Genomic DNA, 21,365 nt, shown 5'->3' with positions numbered 1-21,365 from the left:
CTACCCGCCTCGGTCGATCGGACGCAGGGCGGTGCAGGCAGGACACGGCTTGAGCGGGACCTTGCGGTTCAGCTGACGTCCGGCGCGAACGCCATGGCCGGCGCCAGTGCACCGGCGTCGACACCGCGCGAGGTCGTCTCGCGGCTGGCCGACTCGACGAAGGCGTACGCCGTGCGGTCGGCGAAGAGTGCAGCGAGGACCGCGACATTCATCCGATGGCCGCCGCAATAGGAGCGGTAGTGGCCGAGGATGGGTGCTCCGGCGAGAGAGAGGTCGCCGACGGCATCCAGCGTCTTGTGGCGCACGAACTCGTCGGAGAAGCGAAGCCCTTCCGGATTGATCACCTTGTCCTCGCCCAGAGCGACGGTGTTCTCCAGCGAAGCGCCGAGGGCAAAGCCGGCCTTCCAAAGCCGCTCGACATCGCTCATGAAGCCGAACGTGCGGGCCCTGGCGAGATCGCGGCGGAAAGTGGTCGGGTCGAGATCCGTAATGCGCTTCTGCCGGCCGATGACCGGCGTCTGGAAGTCGATCTCGACCTCCAGCCGGAAGCCGCGGGTGTAGGGGCGAAGCTCGGCGAAGGCGCGGCCATGCTCGATGCGGACCGGCTTCAGGACCTTGAGATAGCGGCGGGACGCGGACTGGCGGACGATGCCAGCCCTGTCGATCGCCTCGACGAAGGGGGCGGCGCTGCCGTCCATGATCGGCACTTCCGGCCCATCGATCTCGACGAGCACGTTGTCGATGCCGAGACCAGCCAGGCTGGCGAGGAGATGTTCGATGGTGGCGACCGACCCGGAGGCGGTCTCGCCGATGATGGTGCAGAGCTCCGTGGCGCTGACCAGATCGTGGCGCGCCTCGATGAGGCGCTCATGCCCGCCTTCGATGCGGGTCCTCAGGAACACGATCCCGGTGTCGATGTCTGCGGGATGGAGAATGATGCGGACGGGTACGCCCGAATGGACCCCGACCCCTTTGAGCTCTGCGCGATCGCGCAGTGTCGCCTGCTTTTGTCCAGCCATCATCCCATTCCACACTTTCATCGGATCGCGGAGCAATGCCGGTATTCCTTCGTCAGGGCCGACCTTCATTCCGTTCCGGTGTCCGTGCTCAGCTTGACGCGCCCCTGCGAGACGTTTGACGGGCTTTGATTATCGGCCTTGCGGCCCCGTCTCGCAGTCGGAACATAGCGGGGTGCCTTAGGCCATCCAAATCACGGTTTCTAACGGTTTGTAACACAATTCCGAGCCTTTCCGGCCGCTTCTCTTGCCACAAAAACGTAACTGATTTGAACGAGTTACGCCCGGCTTAATGAAAAGCCGGGCGCCAATCGTGGCGAAGATGACGACTGCCGTCAGTTGGTCTGGCGGCGCAGGAAGGCCGGAATCTCCAGCTGGTCGTCCTCGAAGGCGCGCGGCTGCGGCGCGGGCCGGCCGTGCTGGTCGAGACCCTGGTGCGGACGCTGCATCGGGGCGGCCGGGCGCTTTCCATACTCGTGGTGCACCGGCGCCGGCTGCTGCGGAGCGTACTGCGCAGGCCCCGGCTGGTGCTGGGGCTGTGCCTGCGCCGGCTGCGGCTGGGCGGAAGCCTGGCGAGGGGCCTGCGGAGCGGGCGCAGCCTCGTCGCGGCGGCCGAAGCCGGCCTGTGCGAGCCGCTCCATCAGGGTTACGCGCTTCTTCTCGACCGGGGCCTGTTGCGGCGAGGCCTGGCGGCTCTGCTCGACGATGCGCTGGCCCGGCATGGGCAGCTCGTCGACGCGCGGCATGCGCGGCGGGCGAACCACTTCCTCGGCCCGCGGCGGGATGAAGGTGGACGGCGGGGTGTGGTCCTGGATCTGAGCAGGCGCCGTCTCGGCCACCTGCGCGGAGTAGACGACAGGCTTCGGAGCCACCGGACGCAGGCTGACTTCGAGCGCCTGCGCGGCGGCGGCGGCCTCGATCTGCTGCTGGTGGTGGTGGGCCTGGTTGGCGTAGTGGCCCTGGTGGTGGGCTGCGGGAGCCTCGACCTGGGTCTCGACGCGGACGGGGCGCTGGGCCTGTGCCTCGTGGCGCAGGCGGGCTTCCTGCCGGAGGCGCTCGGCGGCCTCGGCGATGCCGCGCTCGGGAGCGATCTCGCGGCCGATCTCCTGGTCAATGCCGGTGGCCACCACGGAAACGCGGACGATGCCTTCCAGGGAATCGTCGCGGGTGGCGCCGAAGATCACGTTCGCGTCCTGGTCGACCTCCTCGCGGATGCGGGTGGCAGCCTCGTCGACCTCGTAGAGGGTGAGGTCGGAGCCGCCGGTGATCGAGATCAGCAGGCCGCGCGCGCCCTTCATGCAGACGTCGTCGAGGAGCGGATTGGCAATGGCGGCCTCGGCGGCGCGCAGGGCGCGCTTCTCGCCGGTCGCCTCGCCGGTGCCCATCATCGCCTTGCCCATTTCGCGCATCACGGCGCGCACGTCGGCGAAGTCGAGGTTGATGAGGCCTTCCTTGACCATCAGGTCGGTGATGCAGGCGACGCCGGAGTAGAGCACCCGGTCCGCCATCGCGAAGGCGTCGGCGAATGTCGTCTGCTCGTTGGCGACGCGGAAGAGGTTCTGGTTCGGGATGACGATGAGGGTGTCCACCGCCTTCTGAAGCTCGGAGATGCCGGCCTCGGCCAGGCGCATGCGCCGGGCGCCCTCGAACTGGAACGGCTTGGTCACGACGCCGACGGTGAGGATGCCCATGTCGCGGGCCGCGCGGGCCACGACCGGGGCCGCGCCCGTGCCGGTGCCGCCGCCCATTCCGCCGGTGACGAACACCATGTGCGCGCCGGCGAGCTGGTCGCGGATCTCGTCGATGACCTCCTCGGCGGCAGCGCGGCCGACTTCCGGCTGCGACCCGGCGCCGAGACCCTCGGTCACCTGCACGCCCATCTGGATAACCCGGTCCGCCTTGGACGTGGTCAGCGCCTGCGCGTCGGTATTGCCGACGACGAACTCGCAGCCCTGCAGGCCGATCTCGATCATGTTGTTGACGGCGTTGCCGCCGGCGCCGCCGACCCCGAACACCGTGATGCGGGGCTTCAGCTCGCGGATGTCCGGAACCTTCAGATTGATCGTCATCGTCCTAGGCCTCTCGATGCGGCGCCTTCGCGCCTTGTTCCCCGTTCCGACGTCGGCCGCCGCGCCGCCGCCGGGCTACCTTCTCAGAAACTGTCCTTGATCCACCGCCCCATGCGGGAGAAGTACCCGTCCGTGCCCGTGCCGAGGAGAACGCCCCCGGTCTGGCGTGGAACGAAATGCTCGAGCCCCGCGACCTGCGGATAGACGAGCAACCCGACCGGAGCGGCGAAGGCAGGGCCTTTTGCCGCTTCCGGAAGCCCCTGCACGCCCAGCGGCCGCCCGACACGCACCTGCTTGGAGATGGTGGTGCGGGCGAGCTCGACGAGCCCGGTGAGCTGGGATCCGCCACCGGTCAGCACGACCCTCCGGCCCGACTGGGCGGAGAAGCCGGCCGCCTTCAGGCGGTCGCGCACGAGTTCGAGGATTTCCTCGACCCGCGGCCGGATGATGCGGACGAGCTGCGACTTCGGCACGTGGTTGACGCTGTCGCGGTCGTCCTCGTCGACCGAGGCGACGGCGATGGTCTCGCGGTCGTCGGACGCGGTGGCGATGGTGGAGCCATAGAGCGTCTTGAGACGCTCGGCATGCGCGAGGCTCGTGGCGAGCCCGCGGGCAATGTCCATGGTGATGTGGTTGCCGCCCACGGCAACCGCGTCCGTATGCACCAAGTGACCGCCGGCGAAGACGCCGACGCTCGTCGTGCCGCCGCCCATGTCGACGACGGCGACGCCCATCTCCGCCTCGTCCTCGACGAGCGCGGCGAGGCCGGCCGCGTACGGTGTCGCGACCACCGCCTCGACGTCGAGGTGGCAGCGCTCCACGGCGAGCATCAGGTTGCGCGTGGCGTTCTGGTCGCTCGACACGACGTGCATGTCGACGCCGAGCGTCTCACCGACCATGCCGTGCGGATCGTTGATGCCGCGCGTCGCGTCCAGCGAGAAGCCGGTCGGCAGTGCGTGCAGCACGGTGCGCCCGGGCAGCGAGGCCACGGAAGATGCGGCTTCGAGCACGCGATGCACGTCGCCCTCGCCGACGGCACCGCGCAGCTTGACCTCGGCGTGGAAGGACTGCGAGCCGAGCCGCCCGCCCGTCATGTTGACGATGACGGACCGCACCTCGACCTTCGCCATGCGCTCGGCAGCGTCGACGGCGAGGCGGATGGCATGTTCGGCGGCGTCGAGGTCGACGATGACCCCGCCCTTGAGACCACGGGAGCGCTGGTGGCCGATGCCGATGATGCGGGCCCGGTGCGTGCGTCCACGCAGAAGATCGCTCTCTGCCACCGGGTCGAGCCGCGCGACGAGGCAGGCGATCTTGCTCGTGCCGATGTCGAGCACCGACAGCACCGCGCTCTTGCGCGGCGACAGGGGCTTCAGGCGCGGGGTGAGGCTCGGCCGGCGGTGGCTCAAATCGGGCTCCCCTTGTTCTTGGACCGGGCCTTCACCTCGTCGGCACGCCCGGCCGCCGCTTCTTCCGTCAGGCGGAGAACCACCCGGTCGGGCTGGCGGAGATCGATGGAGAGCACGTCACGCTCGAAAAGCTTCTGCTCCTTTTCGAGAGCGGCGAGACGCACGAGCGCCTTCTCAGGCGCCTCTTCCGGCAGGCGTACGTCCATGCCGTTGTCGAGCTTGATGTCCCAGCGCCGCTCGCCATGGAGGATGCCGGCACGCACATGCGTGCGCAGGGACGGCGCCGCCTCGAGGAGCTTCGTGAACTCGGGAGCCTTGGCGGCGGCCCCCTCCCCGACCACGAGGGGCAGGCCGGCGTAGCGCTCGTCGTCGTAGCGCTGGATCACGGTGCCGTCGTCGGAGACCACATAGAGATCGCCATGCGACTGCCAGAGCGCGAAGGGCTGGCGTTCGACCAGCGAGATGGCGAGCGCGTTGGGGAACAGCTTGCGGACCGAGGCTTCCTTCACGATCGGCGTCGCCAGCAGCCGGTCGCGCGCGGTGGCCGCGTCGAAGAACGGCGTCGAGCCACGCGGATCGACGCCGGCGATCTGCAGGACCTCGGTCTGGTCGAGTTCGACGATGCCGGAGATCGTGACCTGGTCGATGCCGAAGCCGAGCGTGCGGGCGACGATGTCGGCGGGCTCGCCGTAGACGGCGACGAAATCCTCGTACTGCCCGCCCTTGTAGACGCCGTAGAAGGCGACAGCGCCGAAGAAGCCCCCGAGCAGGGCGACACCCAGGAAGCGGGGGAGCTTGCGGCGCGACCTCTCGCTGGCGCGCAACGGCATGCGGGGCCTCGTGGGGGCCAGCCTGGGGGCGAGCGGGAGCATCCGGCCCGCCCTCGCCGGCAGCCCGGCGCCCGCAAAGGCGGGCCCATGGGCAATGCCGACGCCGAGCGCCGCATTCACCGATCGCAGGAGGCGTCCTCCACCATCCATCGAACCAACTCACCGAATGTCATGCCCGCATGGGCAGCGAGTTCGGGCACCAGCGACGTGGCCGTCATGCCGGGTTGCGTGTTGACCTCGAGACAGACGAGTTCCCCGGTTCCGCCGGGCGTGTCGTCGTATCTGAAGTCTGCACGGCTGACCCCGCGGCAGCCGAGTGCTTGATGCGCCGTTAACGCCATTTGTTGGACCTGATGGTAAATATTCGGTTTAATTTTCGCCGGGAGCTCGTGGACGGATCCCCCCTGCGCATATTTCGACTCATAGTCGTAGAAGGCGCCGGCATGGGGCAGGATTTCGATGACGCCGAGCGGGCGGTCGCCCATCACGGCGCACGTAAGCTCCCGTCCTGCAACGAATTTTTCCACCAGAACGAATTCGCCGAAGGCCCACTCGCTGCCTGCGAGCTCCTGCGGAGGATGGCTCCGCTCCTCCTTGACGATGATGACGCCGACCGAGGAGCCCTCGCTGACGGGCTTTACGACATAGGGCGCGGGCAGGACATGCGCGCGCGCCGCCTCGAAACGGTTAACGGTCACGCCGTGTGGCACGGAAACACCAGCGGCTGCCATCACCGCCTTGGCGCGGTCCTTCTGCATGGCCAGGGCGGACGCCAGCACGCCTGAGTGGGTGTAAGGGATCCGTTGCATCTCCAGGATGCCCTGGATGATGCCGTCCTCTCCCCACCGCCCGTGCAGGGCGTTGAAGACGACGTCAGGCTTCAGCCCGGTGAGCACGGCCGCTATGTCCCGCCCGACGTCGACGCGCGTGACGCGGTAGCCCTCGCCTTCGAGCGCGGCGGCGCACCCCTTGCCCGTGTTGAGCGACACCTCGCGCTCGGCGGAAAGGCCGCCCATCAGGACGGCGACATGCTTGCTCATGCGATCCCCCTTGCCGGGCGCATGCGCCCCGGCGACGGCGGTCAGCCCTGCCCTGCCGGCAGGCCGATCCGCTTGATCTCCCATTCCAGTTCGACGCCGGAATGCTCGCGCACCCGCCGGCGTACCTCCTCGCCCAGCGCCTCGACCTCGGCGGCCGTTGCGCCGTCATGGGCGATGAGGAAATTCGTGTGCAGTTCCGAAACCTGCGCGCGGCCCATGGTCAGGCCCCTGCAGCCGGCGGCATCCACCAGCTTCCAGGCGCTCGTTCCCGGCGGGTTCTTGAAGGTTGAGCCGCCCGTGCGCGTGTTCACAGGCTGCGTCGCCGAGCGCGCCTCGGTGATCGCCGTCATGGCCGCGAGAATGGCGGCCGGATTTCCCGGGCGGCCCTGGAAGACCGCACGCGTGAAAACGACGCCGCCTTCGACGGCGCAGTGCCGGTAGGTGAGGCCCATGTCCGCCAGCGTGTATTCCCGCAGCCGCCCGGCCCTGTCGACGCCGCGCGCGGAAACCAGGACGTCCTTCACCTCGCCGCCATAGGCGCCGGCATTCATCCGAAGGGCGCCGCCGATGGTGCCAGGAATGCCGCGCAGGAAGGTGAGCCCGTCGATACCCGCGTCGGCCGCCGCGCGCGCCACCTTGACGTCGGCTGCGCCCGCCCCGGCCTCGACCCGTAGGCCGTCCGTCCGGATCACCTGGAACGGCCTTCCCAGCCTGATCACCACGCCCCTGACCCCTCCATCGCGCACGAGGAGGTTCGAGCCGAGCCCGATCACGGTCACGGGGATCTCGGCGGGGCACTGCGACAGGAAAAGCGCCAGGTCCTCCTCGTCAGCCGGCTCGAACAGCCATTCGGCCGGCCCGCCCGTCCGGAACCAGGACAACGGCGCGAGCGGTGTGGCAGCGCGGTGAGAGCCGCGAAGCCTCGCTTTGGCCGGGAGGTCGAACGCGAAGGTTTGCTGGCTCATGCAACCTCCGGTCCGTTGCGCTGATCGACCGAATGAAGATATCCCCGAGCGATATTGCTAATTGAGATATTTCGATGAAAGTGGTTGTCTACTCGGCGAAGGCTCGCCGGGAACTGCTGGTGTTGCCGGAAGAGGTCAGGCTTCGCATTACCCAGAAACTCGAAAGATACGCGATGACCGGAGCGGCCGACATCAAGGCTATCGCCAATTCCGAACTCTACAGGCTGAGAGTTGGCGACTATCGCGTCCTCTTTGCCGAGGACCGCAGTCGGATAGCCGTTTCGAAGATCGGCCATCGCTCGAATATCTACTGAAGGACGGAGACCGTGTCGAAGCCGCAGATTATCAGAACGCCGTCCGGGGACGAACTCGTTGTTCTCCCCCGCGAAGAATACGAGGTGCTTCTCGCCCGGCTGGGCGACGAGGACGCCGAAGATGCCGTTGCCGCGCGGCTCATCCGCGAAAGCCTCGAAGCCGAAAAGCGCGGAGAGGAAATCTTCCTCCCCACCGAAACGTGGGAGCAGATCGAAACCGGCACGCATCCCATTGAGGCGATCCGTCGCTTCCGCGGGCTGACCCAGACGCAGCTCGCAAGCAAGGCCGGGATCACACAGGGTTTTCTCTCCGAGATCGAGAACCGGAAGAAGACTGGTGACGTCTCCGTCCTCAAGCGCGTCGCCGCCGCTTTGGGCGCACCGCTCGACGTGATCGCGGAATAGGCAGGCATCCGCCCGCCGCGGGCTGGGGAGGACGGAAGGGTGTCCGGAGCAGGTCACCCCCGCCCTCCGCCGAGGGCGGCGAGTTCGCCGGGCAGCGCGTAGGCCCAGTTGGTAATCGTGCCGGCGCCGAGAAACACGACGTAGTCGCCAGGCTCCGCGATGCCGGCGACGATCCCTGCGATGTCGGAAGGTGCCGGCAGCGGCACCGCGTTGCGATGGCCATGCGCCTTCAGAGCCGCGACAAGCGAATCCCGGTCCGCACCCGGAATGGGCTGCTCTCCGGCCGCATAGGTGTCCGCGACGATCACCATGTCGGCGTCGTTGAAGCAGGTGGCGAACTGGTCGAAGAGCGAGGCCAGGCGCGAATAGCGATGCGGCTGGACGATGGCGATCACCTGGCCTGTCGTGGAGGCCCGCGCCGCCTTCAGGACGGCCGAGATCTCCACGGGGTGATGGCCGTAGTCGTCGAAAATGGCGACGCCATTCCAGTCCCCCGTCCGGGTGAAGCGGCGCTTGACGCCGCCGAAGCTGCGCAGCGCCTCGCGGATCGTCTCGAGCGGCACGCCGAGATGGTACGCCACAGCGATCGCGGCCGTGGCGTTCAGCGCGTTGTGGTGTCCCGGCATCGGCATCGTCAGTTCCTCGATGCCGTTGAGCCGCCCGGACTTGCGGTCGCGGATGACGATACGGAAACGCGAGCGTCCGCCGGTGAGGTCGACGTCCATCAGGCGCACGTCGGATTGCGGGTTCTCGCCATAGGTGATCACCCGACGGTCCTCGATCTTGCCCACCAGCTCCTGCACCGTCGGGTGGTCGAGGCACATCACCGCGAAGCCGTAGAAGGGCAGGTTCTCGACGAAGTCCCGGAACGCGTCCTTGATCGCGTCGAAGGTCTTGAAGTGGTCGAGGTGCTCGGGGTCGATGTTGGTGACGATCGCAACGTCGGCCGGCAGCTTGAGGAACGTGCCGTCGGATTCGTCGGCCTCAACCACCATCCATTCGCCGGCGCCGAGGCGGGCGTTCGTGCCGTAGGCATTGATGATCCCGCCATTGATGACGGTGGGGTCGAAGCCACCGGCATCGAGCAGCGTCGCGACGAGCGAGGTCGTGGTGGTCTTCCCGTGCGTCCCGGCGATGGCGACGCACTGCTTCAGCCGCATGAGTTCGGCCAGCATTTCGGCCCGGCGGACGACGGGCAGCCGGCGCTCGCGCGCTTCCATCAGCTCGGGATTGTCCCGCCTGATGGCGGTGGACACGACGACGACGGCCGCCTCGCCCAGGTTCTCGGCAGCATGGCCGACATGGCAGGTGATGCCCTTGTCGCGCAGGCGCCTGACATTGGCGCTGTCGGACGCATCCGAGCCCTGCACCGTGTAGCCGAGATTGTGCAGAACCTCGGCGATGCCGGACATGCCGATGCCGCCGATGCCGACAAAGTGGATAGCTCCGAGGGTGCTGGGCAGTCTCATCGGTCTCTCCGGGGTCAGGCCGGGCCGGCGAGGTCGAGGACGAGGCCGGCCAGGCGCTCTGCGGCATCGGGCACGCCCGCGCTTTTGGCTGCTTCGCTCGCGCGGGTCAAACCCTGCGGATCGGCAAGGCGGCGCTGCAACTCTCCTGCGAGCCATGAAGGGGTGAACTCGGACTGCTTCACGACCTGCGCCGCCCCCGTCGCCGCGAGAACGGCAGCGTTCTCGGCCTGGTCGCCGTCGAGCGAGTGCGGCAAGGGCACGAGGATGGACGCGCGTCCGATCACCGACAGTTCCGCCACCGTCGAGGCGCCCGACCGGGCTATGACGAGGTGCCCCGCGGCGATGCGGGCAGGCATGTCGCGGAAGAAAGGCGAGACCTCGGCGGGAACGCCGAGCCGGGCATAGGTATCGCGGACGCGGCCCTCGTCCTCCACCCTCGCCTGCTGCACGATGGAGAGACGGGCGCGGGCTTCGGGCGGAAGCCGCTCGATGGCAGGCGGGACCACGTCGCTCATTACGCGTGCACCCTGGCTGCCGCCGAAGACGACGAGGCGGATGGGACCATTCTCCTGAGGCGGCTGGAACGGAATGCGCGCGGCGTCCAGCACGGCCGGGCGCACCGGATTTCCCGTCTGGCGCACCTTGGCCGCGGCGGCCGGGGAGATGCCTTTCACCGACGGGAAACCGGTGGCGATGATCTTCACGCGCGGCGCCAGCATCCGGTTGGCGCGGCCGATGACGCCGTTCTGCTCGTGGATGACCGTCGGCACGCCCCGCAGGGCTGCAGCCAGCACCGGCGGTGCGGTCGGATACCCGCCGAAGCCGATCACGACGGCCGGCCTAAGGCGGCCGACCAAACTCCATGAGGACAGAAAACCGCGCCCGAGCTGGAAGAGCGCCCCCGCCACCGCTCCCGGCGAGCGGCCGGAAAAGGTGGCGGACGGGATCTCATGGGTTTCCTTCGCCGGGAAGGCCTTTCCATAGCGGGTGGCACGCTCGTCGGTGGCGAGGTGCACCTCGCATCCCCGCGCCGTCAGCACGGTGGCCAGCGCCTCGGCGGGAAACAGGTGGCCGCCAGTGCCGCCGGCGGCCAGCAGGATGCGACGGCCGGTCATGCCTCGAGCCCGTCCTTGCGAGGAGCGGAGCGACGAAGCAATCCAGCCGCGGCCTCCGGAAATGGCGAACAGGCCTGGATTACCTCGCTTCGCTCGGAATGACGGGGGTTGCCGGCCACCTCACGCCTCCCGCGAGGCGGCGGGAACGATCCGGTCGAAATACTCCGAGCGCGGGCGGCGCCGGGTGACAGCCAGCAGGAAGCCCATGGCCAGCGCCAGCGAGATCAGCGACGAGCCGCCATAGGAGATGAAGGGCAGCGTCATGCCCTTGGCGGGCATCAGGTGCACGTTGACCGCCATGTTGATGCAGGACTGCAGGCCGAACAGCATCACCAGCCCGGCGGCGGCCAGCCGGCAGAACGGCTCCTCGTTGCGGCGCGAGAGCACGAAGCCGCGCATCACCACGAGCGCGAAGACGAAGACGAGCAGCAGGCAGACGAGGATGCCGAACTCCTCGCCCGTCACGGCGAAGATGAAGTCGGTGTGGCTGTCCGGCAGGATGCGCTTCACCGAGCCCTCGCCCGGCCCCTTGCCCAGCCAGCCGCCCGTGACGAAGCTCTCGATGGCGAGACCCGGCTGGAAGCCGATCGTGTCGTTGTCCATGAAGCTGTCGATGCGGGCCGTGACGTGCGGCAGCAATTGGTAGGCCGCGAACAGCCCGAGCATGCTGAAGCCGCCGAGCCCCATCACCCAGAACAGGTGCAGGCCGGAGAGGAACACGAGACCGCACCACACCATGGTGATCAGCATGGTCTGGCCGATGTCGGGCTGCAGCACGAGCGGAATGATGGTGCAGAAGAGGAGTGCGAAGCCGACGATGTTGCCGGGCACGTCCGGCCGTCGTCCGCCCTCGGAGAAGGCCCACGCGGCGAGGATTACGAAGCAGGGCTTCACGAACTCGGAAGGCTGCACGGCGATGCCGGCGAGCGAGATCCAGCGCTTTGCGCCCTTCACCTCCGCGCCGAAGAGCAGCGTCGCCACCACGAGCGCCATACCGACGACGTACAGCACGAGAGCCGTGCGCCGCACGTGGCGCGGTGACAGAAAGCTCGTCAGGATGAGGACGATCACGGCCGGGATGAGATAGGCGACCTGCCGGTTGACGAAGTGGAAGGTGGGCAGGCCCAGCCGCTCCGCCACGGGCGGGCTGCCGGCCATTCCGAGCACGATCCCCGACACCATCAGCACGGCGAGCGCGGCCAGGAGCACGCGGTCCACGGTCCACCACCAGTCGGCGAAGGGCGTGCGTTCGACGCGAGAGACCATGGCTCAGGCCTTTCCGGAAGCGGTGGCGGCAAGGGGCCCGGCGCCTGGCCGGGCGAGGACGAGGTCGCGAAAATGCGTCCCGCGCACCTCGAAGTTCGGGTAGTGGTCGAAGGACGCGCAGGCGGGCGACAGCAGCACCACCGGCTCGCCGGCGGACGACCGCGCCGCCCCGGCTGCCGCCGCATCTACCGCCGCGGGAAGCGTCTCGCACAGCGTGTAGGGAACCCGGCCTTCCAGCGCGGCGGCGAAGGCCTGCGATGCCTGCCCGATGAGGTAGGCGTGCTCGACCCTGCCGAAGAGCGGCTCCAGGGGGGTGATGCCACCCTCCTTCGCGATGCCGCCGAGTATCCAGTGGATGCCGCCGGGAAAGGCCAGCAGCGCCTTCTCGGCCGCGTCCGCATTGGTCGCCTTGCTGTCATTGACGAAGAGCACCCGCCCTTCCCGCGCCACCTGCTCCATGCGGTGCGCGAGGCCCGGGTAGCTCGCCAGCGCGACCCGGATCTCCTCATCCGAGAGGCCGAGCGCGGACGCAGCCGCGATGGCGCACGCCGCGTTCTGGGCGTTGTGTGCACCGCGCAGCGATCCAATTCCGGCGAGGTCGAACCGCCCGGTCTCGCGGCCGTCCTTTGCTCGCACCACGGCGGACCCGTCGCGGAAGAAGCCGTCGGCGAGCGGGCGCTCGACCGAGACGGCGATGACGGGCTTGCGCGCTTCCGCAAGCCTGCGATGGATAGCCTGACACCAGGGGTCGTCGACCCCAACCACTGGAACGTCGGCGCCCGCGACCAAGCGCTCCTTGACCGCGGCGTAGTTGTCCATCGTCCCGTGGCGGTCGAGATGGTCGGGCGTCACGTTGAGCAGGATGCCGACCGAGGGGTCGATCCCCGGCGCGAGATCGATCTGGAAGGACGAGCATTCGACGACGTGGACCCGCCCGGGAGCCGGGGGCTCGAGCAGAAGGACGGCCGTGCCGATGTTGCCGCCCATCTGGGTGTCGCGTCCGCTGGCACGCATCAGGTGGGCGGTCAGCGCCGTCGTGGTCGACTTTCCGTTGGTTCCGGTGATGGCGACGAAGGGCGACCCCGGTGCCCGGATCCGACGCTCGCGGCGGAAAAGCTCGACGTCGCCAACGATCTCGATGCCTGCCGCCTGGGCCCTCACCGCCGTCCAGTGCGGGGCCGGATGGGTGAGCGGCACGCCAGGCGACAGGACCAGCGCCGCGAAGCGGCTCCAGTCGGCGCGGGCGAGGTCGACGATGGGGATGCCGGCGCCGCGCGCCTTGTCGCGGGAGACTTCGCTGTCGTCCCACGCCGCGACCTGCGCTCCTCCCTCGGCCAGGGCCATGGCAGTCGCTTGCCCGGATCCGCCGAGCCCGAACAGTGCGACCTCCCGGCCTGAGAAGCAGGTGACCGGCGTCATGCGCGCCTCACCTGAGCTTGAGGGTGGAGAGGCCGACCAGCGCCAGCACGACGGCGATGATCCAGAACCGCACCACGACCTGCGACTCCGACCAGCCCAGCTGCTCGAAATGGTGGTGGATCGGCGCCATGCGGAAGACGCGCTTGCCCGTCAGCTTGAACGAGGCGACCTGGATGATCACCGACAGCGCTTCCAGCACGAAGAGCCCGCCGACGATGGCCAGCACGATCTCGTGCTTTGTGGCGACGGCAATCGAGCCCAGCATGCCGCCGAGCGCCAGCGAACCGGTGTCCCCCATGAAGATCTGGGCAGGCGGAGCGTTGAACCAGAGGAATCCGAGACCAGCTCCCAGCATCGCCCCGCAGAGAACCGCGAGTTCGCCCGTGCCGGGTACGAAGTGGATCTGCAGGTAGTTGGCGAAGATGGCGTTGCCCGACAGGTAGGCGATGAATCCGAAGGTCGCGGCGGCGATCATCACGGGCACGATGGCGAGGCCATCCAGCCCATCCGTCAGGTTCACGGCGTTCCCGGCCGCCACGATGACGAGCGCGCCGAACACGGCGAAGAAGATCCCGAGGTCGATCAGCACGTCCTTGAAGAAGGGCAGCGACACGGAGGTCGCCAGCTTGCCCACGCCGATCCTGGACAGGGCGTAGCAGGCGACCACGGCGATGAGAGCCTCGACCAGCAGCCGCGCCCGCCCGCCGAAGCCGGCATGGGTCTGCTTCGTCACCTTCAGATAGTCGTCGTAGAAACCGACGGCGGCGAAGCCGACGGTGACGAACAGCACCACCCACACATAGGCATTGCCGAGATTGGCCCAGATCAGGGTCGAGACGATGAACCCCGACAGGATCATCAGCCCGCCCATGGTGGGCGTGCCCTTCTTGGTCAGCAGGTGCGACTGCGGCCCGTCGGTGCGGATCGGCTGGCCCTTGCCCTGCTTCAGCCGCAGGCTGGCAATGATGCGCGGACCGAAGAAGAAGACGAAGAACAGTGCCGTCGCGGCCGCGCCGCCTGTGCGGAAGGTGATGTAGCGAAAGACGTTGAGAAAGCTGAACGTCGAGGAGAATTCGGCGAGCCAGTGGAGCATGGACGACCTGCGGCCCTCAATCGGCGGAATGGGGCGCAGGACCGAGCCGGTCCTTGAGCGCCGCGACGATGGCATGCGTGCGGCTGCCGTTGGACCCCTTCACGGTCAACACGTCCCCTGGGCGCAGGGCCGCGATGACCGCATCCTCGAGTCCCGCCGCCTGGGGAGAATGCGCACCCCGGCGGGCTGCCGGCAGCGCGCGCCACAGATACTGCATCAAGGGCCCGGCAGTGAAGACGAGGTCGACGCCATTCGCCGCCACCACCTCGGCCAGCCCGGCATGCATGGCCGGGCCCTCTTCGCCGAGCTCCAGCATGTCGCCGAGCACGGCGATGCGCCGGCCGCCGGGGCCGGGGCCGGTCCGGCCGAGGATGTCGAGCGCGGCACGCATCGAGGCCGGATTGGCGTTGTAGCTCTCGTCGTAGAGGCTGACGGACCCGCCGGCGATGGCCAGGCGGATCGCCTCGCCGCGCCCCGCGGGAGGCCGGACGTCGGCCATCGCAGCCGCAGCGGCATCCACGTCGCCACCGAGCGCCTCGACGCCGGCAAGGACGCCGAGGCTGTTCAGCGCGATGTGGCGACCGGGGCTTCCGATCCTGTAGCGGACGCGACGGCCGAAGACTTCAGCCACGACGTCGGAGCCAGCCGCGTCGAGCGCCACCTCGACGAGGCGCACGTCGCTTCCGGCCGTTTCGCCGAAGGTGACGATCCGCCCGGCGGGCGAGGTTTCCGCGTGGCGGCGCATGCGCTCGTATTGGTCATTGTCGCGGGTGACGATGGCGACCCCGCCATCCCGCAACCCCGAATAGATCGCAGCCTTCTCGTCGGCGATGGCCTCGATGGATCCGAGGTTCTCGAGGTGCACCGGCGCCACCGTGGTGATCAGGGCGGCGTGCGGCCGGACCATGGCCGACAACGGCGCGATCTCGCCGGCATGGTTCATGCCCATCTCGAAGACGCCGAAACGCGTCTCGGCCGGCATGCGCGCGAGTGTCAGGGGCACGCCCCAATGGTTGTTGTAGGACGCGACGGAGGCGTGCGTGGCGCCCTGCGGGGTCAGCACTGTCTTCAGGGCTTCCTTGGTCCCCGTCTTGCCCACCGAGCCGGTGACGCCAATGGTCCTGGCCTGGGTACGGTCGCGGGCCGCGAGGCCCAGCGCCGTCATGCCTTCCAGCGTGTCCCTGACGACGAGCAGCGGCCCCTGCCCCTCCAGCGATCCGGCGCGGTCTTCCGCCACCAGCGCGGCGGCGGCGCCTGCCGCATGTGCGGCTGCGACGAAGTCATGCCCGTCGCGGGCGACATGCAGGGCGACGAAGAGGTCACCGGGCTTCAGGGTGCGGGTGTCGATGGAGACGCCGGTCGCGGGACCGGGCGAGCCCACCCAGCGCCCGCCCGTGGCGGCCTGCATCGCCTCCGGCGTCCACAGCGGCGGGCTCATGCCTGAAGCTCCGCGACGGCGGCGGCGACCGCCTCGTGATCCGAGAAGGGTAGCACGCGGTCCCCGACGATCTGGCCAGTCTCATGGCCCTTGCCGGCGACCAGCAGCACGTCCCCCGGCTGCAGGGCATGCACCGCGGTGCGGATGGCCTTGCCCCGGTCGGCGATCTCGACTGCACCCGGCGCGGCGGCGAGGATCGCGGCGCGGATCGACGAGGGCGGCTCGGAGCGCGGGTTGTCGTCGGTCACGATGACGAGGTCGGCCTTCTCGGCCGCAATCGCGCCCATCAGCGGGCGCTTGCCCTTGTCGCGGTCACCGCCGCAGCCGAACAGGCAGACGAGCCTGCCGCTGGCGTAGGGGCGCAGCGAGTCCAGCACATGGGCGAGCGCGTCGGGCTTGTGCGAGTAGTCGACGACGACGAGCGCACCATTCACCTCGGCGACGCGCTCCAGCCGCCCCTTCACGCCGGCCAGCCGCGATGTCGAGGCGAGGACGCGCGACATGTCCTCGCCGGCGGCGATGGCGAGGCCCGCAGCGACCAGCACGTTGGCAGCCTGGAAGTCGCCTGCCAGCGGCAGGTGCACGTCGATCCTGCGGCCACCGGCCTCGACGATCATCACCTGGCCGAAGCCGTCGCGGATCAGCGAAGCCAGGCGCAGGTGCTTTCCCTTGCGGCCTACCGTGGCGACCCGCAGGCCGCGAGCCTGGGCAGCCTCGATCACGGCGGGCGAATACTCCCCGTCGGCGTTGATGACGGCGGTGCCGCCATCGGGCAGGAGCGTATCGAAAAGCCGCAACTTCGCCGCGAGATACGCTTCCATGTTGGGATGATAGTCGAGGTGGTCGCGGCCGAGATTGGTAAAGCCGGCGCAGGTCAGGCGGACGCCGTCGAGGCGCCGCTGGTCGAGCCCGTGCGAGGACGCCTCCATGGCGAGGTGCGTGACCCCTTCCCCCGCCAGATGGTCGAGCGTCCGATGCAGGGTCACCGGATCGGGCGTCGTCAGCGAGCCGTAGACGGCTCCGGCCGGGGTGACGACGCCGATCGTGCCGAGGCTCGCGGCAGCCCGCCCGCAACCGGCGAAGATCTGGCGCGAGAACTCCGCGACCGAGGTCTTGCCGCTGGTCCCGGTGACGGCGACGATCGTCCCGGGCTGCCGCGGAAAGGCAGCCGCGGCGGCGAGCGCCAGCGCGCGGCGGGCATCGTCCACCTTGAGATAAAGCGTTTCGGCCGGCAGCACGGCGGGACGGTCCGCCTCGCCAACCACGACCGAGGCGCCCGCCTGAACGGCGGCGCCGGCGAATCCGAGCCCATCTGCCTTGGCGCCCGCGACGGCAAAGAAGACGTAGCCCGGCTCCACCGCCCTGCTGTCGGCGGTGAGGCCGGCCACCGGGGTTTCGCCCTCCGGGCTCCCGGCAAGGTTCGGGAACAGATCGGCCAGCTTCATTTCGTGCCCCATGCGCCCAGTTTGGTCATCACAGGGAAGGGCAATTGTGGCGGTTCGAAGCGCGGCGGCAGGCCGAGCAGGGGCGCGACGCGCTCGACGATCTTGCCCGTGGTGGCGCCCGCGTTCCACGCCGCCGTGGCGAAGCCGAACGTCTCGGGAAGGGGTTGCGGCTCGTCATAGAGCGTCACGAACAGGTATTTCGGCTTGTCCGCAGGGGCGATCGCCATGAACGTCGTGAACAGCCGGTTCTTCGAGTACTGGCCGCCGATCACCTTCTCCGCCGTGCCCGTCTTGCCGCCGATGAAATAGCCGGGGACCGCCGCCTTGCCGGCGGAACCCTTCTCGGCATTGAGGCGCATGACGTAGCGCAGCGCCTCGCTCGTTTCCGGCTTGATGACGCGATGGGCGAGCGCGGCGGCGTCGTCTGGACTGCGCTTCAGGAAGGTGGGCGTGATCCAGTTGCCCCCGTTCACCAGGGCGGCCACGGCGGCGGATGCTTGCAGCGGCGCGACGGCCACTCCATGCCCGAATGCGATGGTGATGGTGTTCAGCTCGCCCCACTTCGAGGGGACGATCGGCTCGGCGTTCTCGGGCAACTCGGTGCGCAGACGGTCGAGCTGGCCCATCTTCTTGAGGAAGGCCTTGTGCCCGTCCACGCCGACCGCCAGCGCCATGCGCGCGGACCCGATGTTGGACGAGTGGATGAAGATCTCGGGGACGGTGAGGATGCGGTTGGTGGCGTGGTAGTCATTGATGGTGAAGCGGCCGAAACGCAGCACGCCACGCGTATCGAAGCTCGAATTGATGCTCACCTTGCCGGAGTCGAGCGCCATCGCCGTGGTGAGCGCCTTGAAGGTGGAGCCCATCTCGTAAACGCCCACCGCGAGCCGGTTGATGCGGTTCGGATCCAGCGCGTCGACGGGGTTGTTGGGGTCGTAGTCCGGCAGCGAGGAGAGCGCGATCACCTCTCCCGAATTGACGTCGAGGATCAGTCCCGCCGCCGCGCGCGCCTTGTAGTGCTCCAGGCCCTTCACGAGCTCGTCGCGCAGGGCGTGCTGGACGTTGAGGTCGATGGAGAGCTGGACCGGCTTCAGGTCGGCCGAGTCGGTGGTGAACCCGGCCATGTTGAGGGCCGCGAGGCCCTGGCCGTCGATATACTTCTCGATCCCGGCGATGCCCTGGTTGTCCAGGTTGGTGAAGCCCAGCACGTGGGAAAGCGCGCTGCCGTTGGGATAGACCCGCTTGTTCTCGGGCATGAACCCGACGCCGGGCAGGCCGAGGCGGTACACCTCCTGCTGCTGCTTGGGCGTGATCTCGCGCTTGACCCACACGAAGCCGCGCTTTGTGTTGAGCTTCTCGCGCAATTCGCGTGCGTCGACGCCGGGAAGCACCGCCGTCAGCAGCTCGACCGCCTCGTCCTTGTCGACGATGCGGCGCGGCTCGGCGAAGACCGACACCGTCTTCACGTCGGCGGCCAGGATCGTGCCGTTGCGGTCGACGATGTCGGGCCGCGCGCCCGACACCTCAGCGGCCGCCCGCCGGTAGGCCGTCGGCGGATCCGGCCGGAGCCCGAGCTGAACGAGCCTCGCCCCGATCACGAGGTAGATGCACGCAAAGCCCGCGGCGACCATGAAGACGCGCTGGCCGCTCTTGTCGAGCCGCATGCGGAACAGGTCTGACACCCAGCGCCACGTCCGGACGACACGGCGCCCGGGGGAAACGGCCGGAGCATCGTCGCCCACCTCGCCCGAGGGGACGTAGCCGCCGAGATGTCCGTGATCGTCTGGGGAAACCGGATCGCGCATCGGGCGGCCCTCAGGGCTTCTTGCTGCTGGTCGGCGTACTCGAGCCGCCGGACGGAGCTCGGGACGGGGTGTTCGTGGGCTCCGCCAGGCCGAGCGCTTCCAGCTTCTGGCCGATGGAATCCACGGGGGCCGGGCGGACCGGCACGTCCTGCCAGCGCACGATCTGGGTGACGGCCGCCGGCTGCAGGTCGAGATTGCGGTCGGCGAGGGCCTGGATGCGGTCCGGGCGCGAGACGAACTGCCACTCGGCCCGCAGCACCGCGATGGCTTCGCGCTCGCGGCCGATGCGGGTCTTCAGCTTCGCCACCTGCTCGGAGAGATAGATCGTGTCGTACTTCGTCCGGTACGCGTAAAGGGCGGACCCGACGAGGGCGACGATCGCGACGGAATGCAGGACTTTGCGCATGTCAGCGCCTCCCGCCCGGCCGGCGGGCCGGCGCGTCGGTGCGGATCGCGGCCCTGAGCTTGGCGGAACGGGCGCGCGGATTGGCACGCAACTCCTCCTCGCCCGCTACCACGGGCTTGCGCCCGAGGAGCTGGAAGGTCGGCGCCAGCCCGGCCGTGGCCGGTGCGTGGCGGGAGGGGGCTGCCTCGCGGCCGGACCGTTCGGTGAGGAAGCGCTTGACGATGCGGTCCTCCAGCGAGTGGAAGGTGACGACGACGAGCCGCCCGCCGGTGGCGAGCGCCCGCTCGGCGGCGGTGAGCGCGGCCTCGAGTTCTCCCAGTTCGTCATTCACCGCGATGCGCAGCGCCTGGAAGGTGCGGGTCGCCGGGTGGATGTCGCCGGGGGCGGAGCGCACGACGGAGCCGACGATGTCGGCGAGCCGCTTGGTGGTGGTTATCGGCTCATCGCGCCGTGCGGCCACGATGGCCCGCGCCACGGCGCGCGAGCGGCGCTCCTCGCCATATTCGTAGATCACGTCGGCCAGCGCGCTCTCCGTCAGCGTGTTGACGAGGTCGGCCGCGCTCTCGCCGGCGTTCTCCATGCGCATGTCGAGCGGGCCGTCCTGCCGGAAGGAGAAGCCGCGCTCGGCATCGTCGAGCTGCATGGACGACACGCCGATGTCGAGCACGACGCCGTCGAGCGGCGTGAAGCCGTGGGCCCGCGCCACCTCGTCGAGCTCGCCGAAGCGGCTCTGCACCAGCGTCAGCCGGCCGGCCATGGCCTCGACCATCCCATAGCCGCCCATGATGGCGGTGGGATCGCGGTCGAGCGCGACGACGCGGGTGTCGGGGGCGGCGTCGAGGATGGCGCCGGTATAGCCGCCGGCGCCGAAGGTGCCGTCGCAATAGGAGCCGCCGGGACGGGGATCGAGCGCGTCGATGACCTCCCGGACCAGCACGGGAACGTGACGGGCCGGTCCGCCAGCGGCGTCGGAGTTCCCTTCGCCGCGACCCGTCATCGTTCCCGTGCTCCGGGGTCGGGAGCCTGGCGCGCGATCGCGCCGAGCCCCTTCCTGAGTTCCCTGACCTTCGATTTGGCCTCGTCGAGATGACGTTTGAAGGCTTCGGGCTCCCAGATCTGGAATTTGTGTCCAAGGCCCACGAACGTGACCGCGTCCGTGATCCCCGCGTGGCCCTTCAGGGTCTCCGTCAAGCCGACGCGGCCCTCCGGGTCCACCTTCAGCACCTCCGAAATGCCGTAGAGAGCGGTCGAGAAGGTATCCCTCTCGTCCGAGAACGGCGTCAGGCCCGCGATGAGCCCGTCGATCTCGGCGAGGAGCCCGTTGCCTCCGGCATCCAGCGCCGATGCTTCCAGCGACGGATGCACGTAGAGCCCCTCGAAACCATCCCTCGCCAGCACGCCCCGGTAGGGAGCCGGGATCGAGACGCGCCCCTTCGCATCCAACCTGTTGGTGAAGCTGGAAACGAAGCGATCCATCCGGTCCCTGTGCCGCACGGCCGGCGGAACACGCACCGGCTTCACGCACCCCGCCCACTCGACGGCACGGCTGCGCACCGGGAGAGACCGTGACCTCTCCCCGAACGGCAGATCCGCAACGCCTTAGGTACGGGATGATTTGGGATACCATGGGACTATATGGTCGTCAATGGAACGGGACGGGTGCGCGAGCCCTCGCGGGAGGCCCGCAGGAGCATCCGTTCCACAACACATGGTTAACGTTAAGGAAGCGTTGACAGGAGGTTGCGCGTGGAGCGCGGGTCTCCAGACCCACTGGCCAGCGCCTCACGGCGCGTCTGAAGACGCGCAGTCCACGGAGCGCGGGTCTTCAGACCCGCATGGCCGTTCCGCAAGACTGCGCGTC

The 21,365-nt window shown here is 68.9% G+C and carries 19 protein-coding genes; 2 read left to right on the top strand and 17 right to left on the bottom strand.

Annotation, left to right across the window (positions count from 1 at the left end):
• Positions 1–68 precede the first annotated feature (68 nt).
• The 6 genes from lpxC to murB form a co-directional block, all read right to left on the bottom strand.
• Entirely contained in the window at positions 69–1,019 is a 951-nt protein-coding gene (gene lpxC / locus AC5JCN_RS03015) for a UDP-3-O-acyl-N-acetylglucosamine deacetylase (RefSeq protein ID WP_495753519.1), read from the bottom strand.
• A gap of 332 nt (positions 1,020–1,351) precedes the next feature.
• Positions 1,352–3,085 (bottom strand): cell division protein FtsZ, encoded by a 1,734-nt coding sequence (gene ftsZ, locus AC5JCN_RS03010; RefSeq protein WP_495753518.1) that lies wholly within the window; start codon positions 3,083–3,085, stop codon positions 1,352–1,354.
• Positions 3,086–3,168: 83 nt separating this feature from the next.
• Entirely contained in the window at positions 3,169–4,494 is a 1,326-nt protein-coding gene (gene ftsA / locus AC5JCN_RS03005) for a cell division protein FtsA (RefSeq protein ID WP_495753517.1), read from the bottom strand.
• Positions 4,491–5,324 (bottom strand): cell division protein FtsQ/DivIB, encoded by an 834-nt coding sequence (locus AC5JCN_RS03000; protein WP_495753516.1) that lies wholly within the window; start codon positions 5,322–5,324, stop codon positions 4,491–4,493. Before AC5JCN_RS03000 ends, ftsA begins: the two co-directional genes overlap by 4 nt.
• Positions 5,325–5,440: 116 nt before the next feature.
• Positions 5,441–6,364 carry a D-alanine--D-alanine ligase gene (locus tag AC5JCN_RS02995; protein WP_495753515.1) on the bottom strand — a complete coding sequence of 308 codons (924 nt, stop codon included), beginning with the start codon at positions 6,362–6,364 and terminating at the stop codon, positions 5,441–5,443.
• A gap of 41 nt (positions 6,365–6,405) precedes the next feature.
• Complete coding sequence (murB, locus tag AC5JCN_RS02990) at positions 6,406–7,329, bottom strand: UDP-N-acetylmuramate dehydrogenase (protein WP_495753514.1); 924 nt, start codon at positions 7,327–7,329, stop codon at positions 6,406–6,408.
• 74 nt (positions 7,330–7,403) lie between these two features.
• Between murB and AC5JCN_RS02985 the strand changes: the two genes are divergently transcribed.
• Positions 7,404–7,643, top strand: coding sequence for a type II toxin-antitoxin system RelE family toxin (locus AC5JCN_RS02985; protein WP_495753513.1), 240 nt, complete (start codon positions 7,404–7,406; stop codon positions 7,641–7,643).
• A gap of 12 nt (positions 7,644–7,655) precedes the next feature.
• Complete coding sequence (locus AC5JCN_RS02980) at positions 7,656–8,048, top strand: helix-turn-helix domain-containing protein (protein WP_495753512.1); 393 nt, start codon at positions 7,656–7,658, stop codon at positions 8,046–8,048.
• Between the two features lie 53 nt (positions 8,049–8,101).
• On the opposite strand, the gene murC is transcribed toward AC5JCN_RS02980, so the two are convergent.
• The 11 genes from murC to AC5JCN_RS02925 all read right to left on the bottom strand — a co-directional run bounded on the left by murC (position 8,102) and on the right by AC5JCN_RS02925 (position 20,980).
• The gene (gene murC, locus AC5JCN_RS02975; RefSeq protein WP_495753511.1) at positions 8,102–9,517 is read right to left on the bottom strand and encodes a UDP-N-acetylmuramate--L-alanine ligase; all 1,416 of its coding nucleotides are present in this window, start codon (positions 9,515–9,517) and stop codon (positions 8,102–8,104) included.
• Positions 9,518–9,531: 14 nt separating this feature from the next.
• Positions 9,532–10,632 (bottom strand): undecaprenyldiphospho-muramoylpentapeptide beta-N-acetylglucosaminyltransferase, encoded by a 1,101-nt coding sequence (gene murG, locus AC5JCN_RS02970; RefSeq protein WP_495753510.1) that lies wholly within the window; start codon positions 10,630–10,632, stop codon positions 9,532–9,534.
• A 120-nt stretch (positions 10,633–10,752) separates the two neighbouring features.
• On the bottom strand, positions 10,753–11,898 hold the full coding sequence (locus tag AC5JCN_RS02965) for an FtsW/RodA/SpoVE family cell cycle protein (RefSeq protein WP_495753509.1): 1,146 nt from the start codon (positions 11,896–11,898) through the stop codon (positions 10,753–10,755).
• Positions 11,899–11,901: 3 nt separating this feature from the next.
• Positions 11,902–13,317: a UDP-N-acetylmuramoyl-L-alanine--D-glutamate ligase gene (gene murD, locus AC5JCN_RS02960; RefSeq protein WP_495753508.1), complete on the bottom strand. Its 1,416-nt coding sequence runs from the start codon at positions 13,315–13,317 to the stop codon at positions 11,902–11,904.
• Positions 13,318–13,324: 7 nt separating this feature from the next.
• Entirely contained in the window at positions 13,325–14,410 is a 1,086-nt protein-coding gene (gene mraY / locus AC5JCN_RS02955) for a phospho-N-acetylmuramoyl-pentapeptide-transferase (RefSeq protein ID WP_495753507.1), read from the bottom strand.
• A gap of 16 nt (positions 14,411–14,426) precedes the next feature.
• Positions 14,427–15,848, bottom strand: a complete 1,422-nt coding sequence (locus AC5JCN_RS02950) for a UDP-N-acetylmuramoylalanyl-D-glutamyl-2,6-diaminopimelate--D-alanyl-D-alanine ligase (protein ID WP_495753506.1) — start codon at positions 15,846–15,848, stop codon at positions 14,427–14,429.
• A complete protein-coding gene (locus AC5JCN_RS02945; protein WP_495753505.1) occupies positions 15,845–17,293 on the bottom strand; it encodes a UDP-N-acetylmuramoyl-L-alanyl-D-glutamate--2,6-diaminopimelate ligase in 1,449 nt (482 codons plus the stop codon). Before AC5JCN_RS02945 ends, AC5JCN_RS02950 begins: the two co-directional genes overlap by 4 nt.
• The gene (locus AC5JCN_RS02940; protein WP_495753504.1) at positions 17,290–19,098 is read right to left on the bottom strand and encodes a peptidoglycan D,D-transpeptidase FtsI family protein; all 1,809 of its coding nucleotides are present in this window, start codon (positions 19,096–19,098) and stop codon (positions 17,290–17,292) included. Before AC5JCN_RS02940 ends, AC5JCN_RS02945 begins: the two co-directional genes overlap by 4 nt.
• 10 nt (positions 19,099–19,108) lie before the next feature.
• The gene (gene ftsL, locus AC5JCN_RS02935; protein WP_495753503.1) at positions 19,109–19,504 is read right to left on the bottom strand and encodes a cell division protein FtsL; all 396 of its coding nucleotides are present in this window, start codon (positions 19,502–19,504) and stop codon (positions 19,109–19,111) included.
• 1 nt (position 19,505) lies between these two features.
• On the bottom strand, positions 19,506–20,501 hold the full coding sequence (gene rsmH, locus AC5JCN_RS02930) for a 16S rRNA (cytosine(1402)-N(4))-methyltransferase RsmH (protein ID WP_495753502.1): 996 nt from the start codon (positions 20,499–20,501) through the stop codon (positions 19,506–19,508).
• Positions 20,498–20,980 carry a division/cell wall cluster transcriptional repressor MraZ gene (locus AC5JCN_RS02925; protein ID WP_495753501.1) on the bottom strand — a complete coding sequence of 161 codons (483 nt, stop codon included), beginning with the start codon at positions 20,978–20,980 and terminating at the stop codon, positions 20,498–20,500. Before AC5JCN_RS02925 ends, rsmH begins: the two co-directional genes overlap by 4 nt.
• Positions 20,981–21,365 lie beyond the last annotated feature (385 nt).

Source organism: Alsobacter sp. (genome assembly GCF_059501845.1).
This window is presented reverse-complemented; position numbering and strand designations above follow the sequence as displayed.

What these genes read in the sequence shown, in the direction of transcription:
- lpxC (WP_495753519.1), bottom strand. Translation starts at nt 1,019, where the DNA reads ATGGCTGGACAAAAGCAGGCGACACTGCGCGATCGCGCAGAGCTCAAA.
- ftsZ (WP_495753518.1), bottom strand. Translation starts at nt 3,085, where the DNA reads ATGACGATCAATCTGAAGGTTCCGGACATCCGCGAGCTGAAGCCCCGC.
- AC5JCN_RS03000 (WP_495753516.1), bottom strand. Translation starts at nt 5,324, where the DNA reads ATGCCGTTGCGCGCCAGCGAGAGGTCGCGCCGCAAGCTCCCCCGCTTC.
- AC5JCN_RS02995 (WP_495753515.1), bottom strand. Translation starts at nt 6,364, where the DNA reads ATGAGCAAGCATGTCGCCGTCCTGATGGGCGGCCTTTCCGCCGAGCGC.
- murB (WP_495753514.1), bottom strand. Translation starts at nt 7,329, where the DNA reads ATGAGCCAGCAAACCTTCGCGTTCGACCTCCCGGCCAAAGCGAGGCTT.
- AC5JCN_RS02985 (WP_495753513.1), top strand. Translation starts at nt 7,404, where the DNA reads ATGAAAGTGGTTGTCTACTCGGCGAAGGCTCGCCGGGAACTGCTGGTG.
- murC (WP_495753511.1), bottom strand. Translation starts at nt 9,517, where the DNA reads ATGAGACTGCCCAGCACCCTCGGAGCTATCCACTTTGTCGGCATCGGC.
- murG (WP_495753510.1), bottom strand. Translation starts at nt 10,632, where the DNA reads ATGACCGGCCGTCGCATCCTGCTGGCCGCCGGCGGCACTGGCGGCCAC.
- AC5JCN_RS02965 (WP_495753509.1), bottom strand. Translation starts at nt 11,898, where the DNA reads ATGGTCTCTCGCGTCGAACGCACGCCCTTCGCCGACTGGTGGTGGACC.
- murD (WP_495753508.1), bottom strand. Translation starts at nt 13,317, where the DNA reads ATGACGCCGGTCACCTGCTTCTCAGGCCGGGAGGTCGCACTGTTCGGG.
- mraY (WP_495753507.1), bottom strand. Translation starts at nt 14,410, where the DNA reads ATGCTCCACTGGCTCGCCGAATTCTCCTCGACGTTCAGCTTTCTCAAC.
- AC5JCN_RS02950 (WP_495753506.1), bottom strand. Translation starts at nt 15,848, where the DNA reads ATGAGCCCGCCGCTGTGGACGCCGGAGGCGATGCAGGCCGCCACGGGC.
- AC5JCN_RS02945 (WP_495753505.1), bottom strand. Translation starts at nt 17,293, where the DNA reads ATGAAGCTGGCCGATCTGTTCCCGAACCTTGCCGGGAGCCCGGAGGGC.
- AC5JCN_RS02940 (WP_495753504.1), bottom strand. Translation starts at nt 19,098, where the DNA reads ATGCGCGATCCGGTTTCCCCAGACGATCACGGACATCTCGGCGGCTAC.
- ftsL (WP_495753503.1), bottom strand. Translation starts at nt 19,504, where the DNA reads ATGCGCAAAGTCCTGCATTCCGTCGCGATCGTCGCCCTCGTCGGGTCC.
- rsmH (WP_495753502.1), bottom strand. Translation starts at nt 20,501, where the DNA reads ATGACGGGTCGCGGCGAAGGGAACTCCGACGCCGCTGGCGGACCGGCC.
- AC5JCN_RS02925 (WP_495753501.1), bottom strand. Translation starts at nt 20,980, where the DNA reads ATGGATCGCTTCGTTTCCAGCTTCACCAACAGGTTGGATGCGAAGGGG.